The organism is Ktedonosporobacter rubrisoli, from assembly GCF_004208415.1.
Classification (GTDB): Bacteria; Chloroflexota; Ktedonobacteria; order Ktedonobacterales; family Ktedonobacteraceae; genus Ktedonosporobacter; species Ktedonosporobacter rubrisoli.
The window spans coordinates 4463858-4475336 of sequence record NZ_CP035758.1 but is presented as its reverse complement, the minus strand read 5'-3'; the positions used below and the strand labels follow the sequence as shown (position 1 = coordinate 4475336).

General features: G+C 51.2%; 10 protein-coding genes. 3 read left to right on the top strand and 7 right to left on the bottom strand.

Going from position 1 to position 11479, the window contains the following annotated elements; all coding sequences use genetic code 11:
- Window positions 1-73: 73 nt before the first annotated feature.
- The 6 genes from EPA93_RS49170 to EPA93_RS19660 all read right to left on the bottom strand — a co-directional run bounded on the left by EPA93_RS49170 (window position 74) and on the right by EPA93_RS19660 (window position 5622).
- Window positions 74-451, bottom strand: a complete 378-nt coding sequence (locus tag EPA93_RS49170; protein ID WP_207229599.1) for a hypothetical protein — start codon at window positions 449-451, stop codon at window positions 74-76.
- A 6-nt stretch (window positions 452-457) separates the two neighbouring features.
- Window positions 458-1015 (bottom strand): hypothetical protein, encoded by a 558-nt coding sequence (locus tag EPA93_RS49165; protein ID WP_207229598.1) that lies wholly within the window; start codon window positions 1013-1015, stop codon window positions 458-460.
- Between the two features lie 61 nt (window positions 1016-1076).
- Window positions 1077-1376: a hypothetical protein gene (locus EPA93_RS49160; RefSeq protein ID WP_207229597.1), complete on the bottom strand. Its 300-nt coding sequence runs from the start codon at window positions 1374-1376 to the stop codon at window positions 1077-1079.
- The gene (locus tag EPA93_RS19665) at window positions 1373-2449 is read right to left on the bottom strand and encodes a methyltransferase domain-containing protein (protein ID WP_129889146.1); all 1077 of its coding nucleotides are present in this window, start codon (window positions 2447-2449) and stop codon (window positions 1373-1375) included. Before EPA93_RS19665 ends, EPA93_RS49160 begins: the two co-directional genes overlap by 4 nt.
- A gap of 539 nt (window positions 2450-2988) precedes the next feature.
- On the bottom strand, window positions 2989-3138 hold the full coding sequence (locus EPA93_RS48515) for a hypothetical protein (RefSeq protein WP_165423260.1): 150 nt from the start codon (window positions 3136-3138) through the stop codon (window positions 2989-2991).
- Window positions 3139-4008: 870 nt separating this feature from the next.
- Window positions 4009-5622: a DUF4832 domain-containing protein gene (locus EPA93_RS19660; RefSeq protein ID WP_129889145.1), complete on the bottom strand. Its 1614-nt coding sequence runs from the start codon at window positions 5620-5622 to the stop codon at window positions 4009-4011.
- Between the two features lie 450 nt (window positions 5623-6072).
- Between EPA93_RS19660 and EPA93_RS19655 the strand changes: the two genes are divergently transcribed.
- On the top strand, window positions 6073-7458 hold the full coding sequence (locus tag EPA93_RS19655) for an NfeD family protein (RefSeq protein WP_129889144.1): 1386 nt from the start codon (window positions 6073-6075) through the stop codon (window positions 7456-7458).
- A gap of 39 nt (window positions 7459-7497) precedes the next feature.
- Window positions 7498-8328: a slipin family protein gene (locus EPA93_RS19650; RefSeq protein WP_129889143.1), complete on the top strand. Its 831-nt coding sequence runs from the start codon at window positions 7498-7500 to the stop codon at window positions 8326-8328.
- A 134-nt stretch (window positions 8329-8462) separates the two neighbouring features.
- On the opposite strand, the gene EPA93_RS19645 is transcribed toward EPA93_RS19650, so the two are convergent.
- Window positions 8463-9131 carry an orotate phosphoribosyltransferase gene (locus tag EPA93_RS19645; protein ID WP_242527449.1) on the bottom strand — a complete coding sequence of 223 codons (669 nt, stop codon included), beginning with the start codon at window positions 9129-9131 and terminating at the stop codon, window positions 8463-8465.
- A 409-nt stretch (window positions 9132-9540) separates the two neighbouring features.
- Here EPA93_RS19645 and EPA93_RS19640 point away from each other — a divergent pair, with 409 nt between their 5' ends.
- Window positions 9541-11475, top strand: a complete 1935-nt coding sequence (locus tag EPA93_RS19640; protein ID WP_129889141.1) for an ABC-F family ATP-binding cassette domain-containing protein — start codon at window positions 9541-9543, stop codon at window positions 11473-11475.
- Window positions 11476-11479: the final 4 nt, after the last annotated feature.

The window sequence follows — 11479 nt, the reverse complement described above, 5'->3', positions numbered from 1 at the left end:
CGTGTAATGGAAAGCCTTGCCCTAGTCCCAACTTTAACGTTTACGAGAACGTGTATTTATTCTATGACAGACATCAGCAGATAGTCAAGCTGAGGAAAGGTCGCAACGCCATTCCATTGACACTGCTGGCGCAGTGTGCAGCAACGGCAACTGCGAATGCTGGTACCATACGCCACGCGCAGACCGCCATTGGCTTCTCGTCGGTGTTCATGCGGAAGCAATTTCTGGTCAGTGAAACACCGCAATGTCCCATCGGGCTGGAGAGCGAAGTCTTGGCCCGAGAAACGCCAAGCTTTCCAGGGCAGGCCCACCTGAGGGAAGCATAGCCCGAAGGAGGTGCCGCGTGTAGTGAAGGATGGGGAAGAGTTGGCGCAAAGTCGGTCGTGCACGACTTCTCAGGTTGAAGCTGATGCCCCAACTCCAGGCGCGGGTTCCATACCCATTGGCTCAAGATACACTATGCCCCTTGTCCCCAGGCCGCATGGCTGCACCATCGGTCGGGATCGATCTCCTGGTCTTCATCGGAAAGCACCAGCTCGAAAGCACCGCGATGCAGGTACAGCTCAACGACATCGCAAGCAGTAAACGCGTGCTGGGACAGGTTGGTGAAGAAGAGTTCGTAGACCACGCCTTTTCGTGTGACCCCGATGGGACGCTTCTTTTTGCTTGCGGGATGGGTTGCCACGATCACGCGGCAGGGTGTTCGATCGGGTCCTACTGGAATGTCAGGGCAATCGTAGAGGATACGCACCATCTGGCTTTTGGGGCGCTGCTGGAACTGGTCGGGAGGCAGGTGCAAGCGCGCCTGAAGCAGCGGATGATCTAGCAGGCGGGAGTCTTTCCCGCGCGTGAAAAATGCAAAGCCAGCCACATCAGCAAGCACCTCTCTATTGCCATATTGCCCGTCAAGCCTGATCGGTGCGCGTTCTTGTGAAAGATGATGTGTTGCCAGATATCGGCCATTCCCTCGGTTCCCATAACTGCCAAGCCACTGATAGCTGTGCGCCTGTGACACCGTGGTCCTCGTCCTAACCGTCTCGCCGCGCTTGCGGCGAGGGTTTCCAGGTGCACAGATCTCATCCAATCGGCGATACACAGATGGGACAGCAAACGGCTGGAGCCGCTGGGAAAATTCCTCCAGGGTGCGTTCCCTGCTGATGGCGTAGCGCGATCTGGGCTGCGAGAAAATCGATCACCTCGTAGCGCCCGAAACGCCGCCGCGCACAACGCATCTGTTCACTGACCTTGGCCAGGATATCCTGGTGACGAAGGTACGTGACGGTCAGCGTGATCTCGCCAAACCATGAAGGCGTGGAAGGAACCGATGCCGAAGAAGACTGGATGTTCACCGACATTTCAGGAAGGTCTCCCATCATTGATCTCCTTTGACGTTCTTCCCCGAAGTGGGCGAGAAGACGAGAATGGTTGGACGTTGCCCAAACAAGCTGATTTCGATCTGCTCCACACACGATACGTCCAGGGGATCAAGCAATGCAGGATCATGGGTGAGAACCACCAGGCGTCCTGCTGGAGCAAGCACGCGCCGCATCTGCGTACACAGGCGTCGGTACAACACAGGCAAGGCGGTCTCCACCGACACCTGTCGTCCCCAGGGCAGATTCGTGATCACCCGATCAATGGAAGCACAAGCCTGCGGAAGAGATGTCGCGTCCCAATGGAAGATGGGAACCGCGACTCCTGCTGCCGTGACGTTCGTCTGGGCGGCTGCGACGGCGGTGGGATTGGAATCTCCTCCACAAGCACAGGCTCCTTGTAGTGCTGCTTCGATGAGGATCGTCCCGCTTCCACAGCAAGGATCAAGCACGGTGGTCGTGCTGGTGATTTGCGCAAGCATGACAAGGGCGGCAGCCACCGAGGGTTTGAGGGCTCCTGGCAGATGGACCTGTTGATAGAAGCGGTCGTGCAGCGGCGTTTTGCTGATGCGCACCCCAACGGTGGCCACGTCCTGCTCCAGAAACACACGGACGTTGAGATCGGCCTGCCGATCATCCCGCTGATAGAGCCATCCCCGATGCGTGTATTCCAATACTTTCGCCAGAACCTCCTTGATCTCCTCGCTCGTGTAGTTGCGTTTGCCCACAAAACTCACCGAGAGGGAAAACTGGGGGAAGCGGCGAATAGCTCGAAGTCGAGCCAGATGCGCTACAGCCTCGTGGAGATCGAGCGCAAAAGCCAGATGGCGAAGCCACTCTAGGCTGCTGCGTGGTCGTCCAATCTCTCTCCAGGTTGCCAGTTCAAGGAACACGTCGTCTATCGTCCGAAGTGTGCACAGAGAGGCGAGATCCCCTTGACAGGTGCCTGAAAGGCGACGGTATGAGAGAGTTTGGCTGGTAATGTGGGGGAGTCGGGCCAGTTCTTGGGCAGAAATCGCCTCTAATCCAGCAGTGGTCAAAGCAAAAAAGGGCAGGGCGTTAGATACACGAGACATCTGAGTTTTCTCTCACTTCACCTGGGATGAGTCTCTCCAACGTGCGTCGCGCCGCGTGACAGAGAAATCATCTGAAAACAGTGCGAAAAGGGAAGGGTGAAGTGAGGGAGAACAGAGAGACAATGAGACATAGACACGCAAAAAACCTGTTCAGCCTCGCTCACCCTCTGTGGCCAGAAGAGCATCTGAGAGGAGCAGGAATGAACAGTTCGTTTGCCTTTGGGCGTGAGGCGCGGATGGCACAGACAGCAACGTATTGCGGAAGGATGTGTGCCGAATCATGCGCAGGGCGAGATGAACAGCGCAAAACTTCTGTGCTGACCAACAGTCAGGTACAACCAACATCGCCGTTCAGGTTTGTATGACGCCATGAGGAAAAGCCGAAAGCTGCGAAGCCGCTTCACAGATGACTGGCTAGCAGAGGGTGAAGAGTAAATGCAGAGACATAATGTACATGGTGTACATGAACAATCCTTCTTTCTCGTGTTTGTGACTCGTTGAGAGTATATCCGATCTGCTCCTTTTTGTAAAGAGAGTGCTCACATCTCGTGAGCACTGTTTGATGAATTTGCGCATGCCTCTTTGCTCTGCGGCTTCTCTGTCGTCTCTCCCGTGGTAGAGTAGGGGCCGGTCGCCCATTCCTGGGTCGCCCGTACCCCTCTCTCCGAACCGTGCGTGCGGCTTGTCACCGCACACGGCTCTCCCCTTCGCCTGGATACTCAGGTATTCGGTTTCGGGGCAGCATCAGCACACCCCACTTTTCCTTTCTCATTTTCTCTCAGGCTCCGCTGGCATGCTTCCTCCCAAACAGCGCTGGTTTCGCCTCAGTTGCCTGGGTTTATCCCGCTGTCGGTACCGTTTTCGCGGTCTGCACCAGCCATTACAGCCGTACGTTGAGTAATACCATGCCTCCGTCACCATGCAGGGATGATTCCCTGTTTAGGTGATCCCGCATTTTCAGCAGAAATGAGATGCAGCGTGCTCCAGGTCTTCCGTTCGTCCCTCTTCCCTCGTAGAAAGGGTCTGCCAGAAGAGTTGGAGAGAGAAGGAGAGCTACCATCCTGCTCTCTCTTCTGGTCCAGCGTTTCAGCCATCATTCGCTGGCGTCCGCAAGTAGGCCAGTGAGACGAGAATTCAACCAATCCAGGCTTGACCATACACGCTTTGCGACTTTCCCCCCGGAGCATTGATGACTTGCTCCTACGTGGCCTTTGACCCCGACATGCTACACTCCCCCTCCCTTTCGGGATTCAAGCCAGAGGTGGCAGGGATCAGTCGGGTGTGCACAGGGCCTTCCAACAGCCCTGATATCTTCCGATACACTCCTTTTCTGCCGCTGAAGCGGCGCACCAACTCGTTGCGCAATCCGTGGGTATATGGAAGCGAAGTTGCTGTAAAGCCAGCATTACCGGGCAGAAAGAGGATGGGGAAGAGGAAGTAGCAGATTGGAACTTATAGCCTATTCCCATCTTCCCCTGTATTGTAGTAAGCGCCAAGAAAAACTTAGCAATCGTCCTGGCGGAAGGGACTAGAGAGCTTGTATGTGTGGAGCGAAAGGCTTAGTTGACGCTCACCTTACCAAGTGTATAGCTTCCATCAGGTTGTTCTCCTTGAAGCGCGAGCTTCATTGGATGATAATAATTCATAGCATCAACAATTTGGATTGAGAGCGTATAATCCCCATGAGGTAACTTATCGGTAAGAGTACCTTGGTCCTTAATTTGTACCGGCATATCCTCTCCATTCGCCTTCGTTGTGGGCAAAAGCGTTTGGAAATTTACCTTCGATTCTTGTTGCCAGGCGATCTTTCCAGAAGAGTCGCGCAATTGAAACATGGCCTTCCAGGGATGATACGCAGGCGCAACGTTAGTATTTGACCAGCTGCTATTGATCGAAAAAGTATAGCCGCTCACAAGGTGGACAGGCAAACTTATGCTATTGAGCACAAAGCGGTAGCCTGAGACCTCGAAATTTTGCTTGAGCAAAGATTGGTTAAGAGTGCTATAGCTACTGTATGATTGCAAGTTGCCATCCCCATCTCCAATCATTGAGCCGTGATAAGTCTTAATATCATTAAAGGCCTGCTGAAGATTCGGGCTGCCGCAATACTCAAAAAAAATAGGGGCCACACGCCAGCGCTCGTTCTCAAGGGGATTGGATTCTAGATGATCCTTTGCTCCTCCCAGGCTGTCAGAGCCCAGGCAGTCCATCCGTATACCCGTGGGATATTTACGAGACATTGTAAGGGCATATTCAAGCGAATCTTGCTTGTCAGTAAGCATCAGAAAGCGCTTGTCAGGGAAGGCTTGCGTCTGTATATTGATGAGGGTCTGCCGGTTTGCAGGTGTCATAGGGGCCGCTCCTGTAGAGGATGGGTACGATGTGCAGGAATCGTTCCATTCTCCCCAGCAGCCATACAGGCTCATATCTATCCATCCTAGACGAGGATCATTGTTGTATCGTTGCCCTAATGCGGAAAATAGTGCTTGAGCGCGGGCCAGGTAATTTGGATCATTATAATCAGGTATATAGGAACCATTATCTGTAAAACCCTTGGGGAGCATATTCATCAGGTACTTGGGAATGCAAGAGCCTCCCTGGTTGGGATTAACAGGCATAATGCGAAAGCCGAATGTGTATCCGGCCGCCTGGGCACTGGCTAGTTCCTGGTCAATCAGGGCAAAGTTGTATTGGCCCTGATCGGGCTCGATTGTACTCCAGCACCAGCGTTTATAGCGATCTGTAAGAGGCCAATTGGGAGGAGGCATTTCATCGCTGATATATTGTGCTCCCCGCTGCGGATTTGGTAATTCTGCTTGAAAAGGAGAAAGTGCCGCAGGGGTAAATGTGATAAGATTGCCCTGAATAGTGGCAGTCTGACGTGGCAGGTTAAGACCTATCGCCGTAGGAGTCTCGCAAGCTTGCGACGTCAAATGCTCACAGAGCGTGGATGAGGGCTTGGGGGCAGTCGTGAACATACCTCCCATGATGGCCTCTAAAAAAGACGTGGAACTACTCTTTGGGGTGAGAGCCGCCCGCGCTGTATAGAAGCCTCCAAATATCAAACCCAGGGCAAGCATGATGAAGATGGCCCTGCGCAGTGACTTTGCTAAGGGAACAGGTTTTTTTCCTGTCGTCTTTATATATTTTTTTTGTCTGGCTGGTTCGCTCATGAAAAAGCTTTCATCCCCTCTTTAATCTCTATTTTTAGTATATGAGGACGAGTATTACATAGTTCCCCCTGGACATCTACGTAATACAAAATATTTAGTAGCAAGAAAGCTTCCCATTAGTAGTAATGGGCCTGGCATACTCGGTTTTAGGTATTGTTCTCCCACTCTCCATCTGTATTGCCGTAATTCTGTAAGTTTGAAAAGCTAGAGGAGAAGAATTTTTATCTACCCTCTTGACGTATCAATTGCAACATGCTATAACTTATATAGCAATTAGCTATTGAGCATGGATGAAGAGAGAATAATTCGTGTTTTCTCCGAATTTATGTTATGATTAGCCCGTTGCAGGTGTAGAGCGAATTGCTAGCTAACTCAACAGTTCATAATGTGGCAACTGAACTGTGTTGGGATTTAAGGCGCGTCACAAGAGCCAGATGGAGGAATATTGCAATGTATTCGCGCCAAAGAAATCATGGACCAAAGATTTTGGCCCTGTTACTTCCAGGTATCATATGTGTGGCGATCCTTTTAGCTCTGACTGCCCATCCAGCTGAGGCCGCGGGGTCTCATGTAGATGCTATGGTCCTGAAGAGCGATATTGGCCCTGCCTCGTTACATTTTCTTACTCAGTCAATCGCTACAGCCCAGCGGGATAAAGCCCAGGCCCTGGTCATCGAGATTGATACTCCAGGAGGGGATATTGACTCTATGAAGGCGATGACCCAGGAAGAGCTTGCCAGTAGTATACCAATTATCTCTTATGTTTCCCCTTCCGGAGGAAGAGCGGCTTCGGCAGGAGCCTTCGTAGCTCTATCTGCCCAGATCGCAGCCATGGCCCCAACCACGCGCATTGGTGCTTCAAGTCCGGTAACCGGCACAGGTGCTGACATCGGAAGTACGCTTAAGGCAAAAGTAGAAAACGATCTGATTGCTGCTATGACAGGTATTCAGCAGCGCTATCAGCGTAATGTGCCCCTTGCTGTACAAATGATAAAGAATGCTAGCTCCTACGACGATGCCACCGCAATCAAGGAGAAAATAGTCGACCTGGGTGCTCCTGATTTGAGCTCCTTGCTCTCTGCCGTTAATGGTCGTACTGTTCAAATTAAGGGCGGTCAGACTGTTAGCTTGCAGACTGCTGGCGCCAGCATCCAGACTCTCAGCCCGACGCCTTTTGATGAGCTCTACGCTTTTCTCCTTGACCCAAATATTGCATTTCTCTTGTTTATAGTTGCCATGATTGGTATTTATCTAGAGATTTCGCATCCTGGAGTCATTGTACCTGGCGTTGTCGGCTCAATAGCTCTGCTGCTCTTCCTGCTAGCTGTGGGTTCGCTCTCTCCAAATTGGGCCGGGCTGGCTTTGATGGTGCTGGCTTTTGTTTTGTTGGTATTGGATTTGCGTTTGCCGACGCATGGAGCGCTAACCATAGGAGCCGTCGTAGCGCTGGTGGTTGGAACCCTCATCTTTTTCAATAGTGGAGGACCATACAGCGGACCTAAGGTAAATCCTCTGGTTGTCTATGCTATGGGAGCGCTTATTGGCCTTATCGGCTTTACCTTAGTAACATTTATTATGCGGGCTCAACGGATGCCTGTGACGACGGGCATGGAGAGCATGATTGGTTCTAATGCCACTGCCTTGACTCCGCTCCTGCCGGAAGGACGGGTTAACTATGCCGGTGAGAACTGGGCAGCTATACTTGATCCTCCTGCAACCTCAGTTGATGCCGGAGCTCAGGTGCAAGTGACTGCTATTGAAGGCTTGCGCTTGCATGTACGACCTCTACCTAATCAGTCTGTTATCGATACTCATTCTGTTACGCCGCTAAAATAAATATTAGGCGGCAAAAAAGCATATAGCCAAGGAGGCCTTATGGATTCGCTTATCTCGGCTCTCATTGGAGTTATCATCCTGATCCTGGTGTTTCTGGCTCTCTCTGGTATTCGGATTGTGCAGCAATATGAGCGCGGAGTCATCTTTATTCTGGGACGGCTCACTGGAGCAAAGGGCCCCGGTCTCTTCTGGGTTCCTCCGATTATTACACGCATGATAAAAGTTGATCTGCGTATCATAACGCTTACAGTTCCTCCACAAGAAGTCATTACCAGAGATAACGTGACGGTTAAAGTCACGGCTGTATTGTACTTTTATGTTGTTGATCCTTCGGCCGCTGTTGTAAATGTAATGAATTTTATGCAGGCTACAACGCAGATAGGCCAGACTACCCTACGTAACGTCCTTGGTCAATCTGAGCTGGATGAGCTGTTATCGCAACGCAATAAGATTAATCAGGAGCTCCAGACCATTATTGATGAGCATACAGAGCGCTGGGGCGTGAAGGTAACGGCTGTGGAGATCAAGGATATCGAATTACCTGTGACGATGCAGCGGGCGATGGCCAAACAGGCAGAGGCCGAGCGCGAAAAGCGTGCCAAAATCATTCACGCCGAGGGCGAATTGCAGGCTTCGACACAATTGGCACAAGCGGCAGGCGTAATTGGCGAGCAGCCTAGCGCGCTCCAACTCCGTTATCTGCAGACGCTTACCGAGATCGCTGTCGAAAAAAATTCGACCATCATTTTTCCCCTGCCGATCGATCTGGTAGAGCCATTGCTCAAAATTGTAAAGCGTTCGGAAGTCTCGGCTCAGGAGCAATTTAACGGGGAGAATCGCCAGGCATCTGATCTATCGTCAAGAGGTTAGCCCGCTGTGGCCCAGGCCGGCGGGAAAGAGAAAGCAATAAAAAGAAATCCCGAAGTTATCTCATTTGCTATTCAGCGATAACTTCGGGATGATCTTGCTATTGTACCGTAATCATATGCGCGAGAGAGGTGCGATTATAATGGAGCTGTGTTGTGGTTTTCACCTTGTTTGCGGCGCAAATATTCAGCACATGTACGATACGTTTCCTCAGAGATGAGTCCTTTGGACATATAATGTGTAAGCATTACGTCCAATTTCAAAATACTCATCAAATTATACCCATGTCGGCGTAGGCGTTCCGCGGCTCCATGCTCACGGTCAATCAGTACAATGATATCTTTGACTTTTAAGTCATTCTCCTCTAACAAAGCCGCAGTTTCCAGAATACTGCTTCCTCGCGTAATGAGATCATCGATGATCAGTGCTGTATCGCCTTTATTAACGTGACCCTCGATGCCTCGTTTGCCTGTACCTTCGGGCCGAATGCGTGCATAAATCAAAGGTGTATTGGTCTCAAGCGAGTAGGCTGATGCCAGCAAGAGGCCACCTACTGGCACACCGGCCACAACGCTAAAGGGATGAACGCGTGGACGGCGTAATGACTGGGCTAAGTTAATTTCTTGTTGCATCAGCTTGCTGGCAACACGTAGTGCGGTTGGATTACTGATAAGGACCTTGGGATTAACAAAAACAGGTGAGCTCACTGCTGACTCGCTCACCGTAAAGTTGCCAAACTGAATGCCGCCAAGATCGAACAATATTTGCGCCAACCAGAGATTGTCCAGGGACTGCTCTTTCGCCACCTCAGCATTGCGATGCCTGCTCCCCAGTTATTAGAAGGGGGAAAGCACCGCCTCCTTTCTTTGCTCTTTACTTCTTTTCTGAAGGGTAGACAAGAAAATATGCGGTTCTCTTGTCAAGCTCGGTAAGGAGCTTTATCTGCCGCACCATAATATTATCGGTCCTCCCTGACGTTCAACTGTGCCTATTAGTAAGCTTGCAAAGTAGAATCGTAGGGCCTTTGACCTCTGCATCCTTTCTCGCAAAGAAGGATTTGCTTTATTAGTATATCATAACGTTCTGCAAGTTTGAAGCGTTTGGGCTGAGGATACATGTTCGGCTCTTGCGCCTGAAGCTCTGGTATGGTAGGCTAACCAGGAAAACTACTAAAGAATTGAAGCTGCTTTTTAAGAGAACCCGGGTGAAATTTGTATGCCTATTGTTAATGTTGTGCAGTTGGGTAAATCGTTTGGTGCTGAACGCATCTTTTCAGGAATAAGCTTTCAGGTAGAAGAACAGGATCGTATAGGGCTGGTGGGCCCTAACGGGGCCGGAAAATCAACTCTTCTTAACATCCTTGGCGGTCGTGAAGAGGCCGATGAAGGTTCGCTAGCTATTGCGCGTAACACTCGCATTGGCTATTTAACCCAGGTGACCGACTTCCAGCCGCAGAATACGCTGCATGAAGAAATGCTTACTGTCTTCTCTCATCTTCGCGCGTGGGAGCAGGAGTTAAGCGAACTTGCTACGCAGATGGCCTCTTCCCAGGCCCAACAAGATAATCAGCTGCACGAACAATTGTTAGCGCGCTATGCCGACTTACAAACACGTTATGAGCATGCCGGTGGCTATACCTATGAAAATCGTGTAGCGCAGGTCCTTGATGGCTTGAGCTTTACACATGAGCAGCAAGAAGCTCCTGTAATGCAACTGAGCGGTGGCCAGCAGACCCGTGCTGCGCTGGGTAAATTGCTGCTGCAGGAGCCAGATCTCTTATTGCTTGACGAGCCAACTAACCATCTTGATCTGTCTGCCCTTGAGTGGCTGGAAACTTACCTTTTGAGCTGGAAGGGCGCTATGGTTATCGTTGCTCATGATCGCTACTTCCTGGATAGAATTATATCGCGCACGATCGAGCTGGCCTTTGGCAGAATTGAAGAATATCCAGGCAATTACACCAAATATCTGCACCTGCGCGAGGAACGTATGGAACGGCGTATGCGCGAGTATGAGGCTCAGCAAGCGCATATCGCACATACTGAAGAGTTTATTCGCCGTTACAAGGCCGGACAGCGCAGCCGAGAAGCGCGGGGACGACAGAAGTTGCTGGATCGCCTTGAGCGTATTGAGCGTCCGCAGGATTTTCCTGAGATGCACTTTGAGTTTAGTCCTGTGACGGATAGCGGGCTGACAGTTATCTCAACCCAAAAGCTAGTTATAGGATATAAAGCAGCAGGGCAAGCGCAACAGGACGCAACCATGCTGGCACGCTCGGCTGATCTGGAATTATTGCGTGGCGATCGAGTTGGTTTGATTGGTCCGAATGGTGCTGGCAAGACCACGTTCCTACGCACACTAATCGGAGAATTGTCCCCCTTAAGTGGTCAGGCCCAGATCGGACATAATGTGCGTATTGGCTACTACTCGCAGACGCACGCGGGCTTGAATATGGAGCGTAGCATTCTCGACGAGATCCGCCAGGTGAGTGCTTTAAGCGAAGAAGGCGCGCGTAGTTTCCTGGGACGCTTTCTTTTCTCCGGCGACGATGTTTTTAAATTGATCGGTTCGCTGAGCGGTGGTGAACGTAGTCGCGTTGCCCTGGCAAAATTAACGCTGCAAGGGCCTAATCTTATGATCCTGGATGAGCCAACTAACCATCTTGACTTGCAGTCGCGTCAATTTCTCGAAGAAGTGCTTAACGAGTATGAAGGAACGTTGCTCTTTGTCTCTCACGACCGCTACTTTATAGATAGCCTGGCTACAAAAGTATGGGCGATCGAGGATGGTGTCTTGATTCCTTATCTGGGGAATTATACAGATTATCGCACACGTAAGCGGCCAATAGCGCTGGATGTGCCGGAGGCTTTGCCGAGCAAGACAGCTGCTCAGACTAAAGGCCGCGCTCCCGCTTCAGCAACAAAAGCACAGAGCAAAAAGGGTGCTCGGGCGCGTACAGTTGAAGATGTTGAGCGTGATATCGAGAAGGCTGAAGAGCGGGTTAAATCCCTGGAAGAGGCCCTGTCTCAGGCGGCGCTTAAAGCCGACGTTGAACAGCTCACGCAGCTTTCGGCTGAGTATGAGCAGGCAAAGGCTCGCGTCGATGAACTGCTTGAAGAATGGGAGCGCGTGGCGGATATGGCAAGCTGAGGGC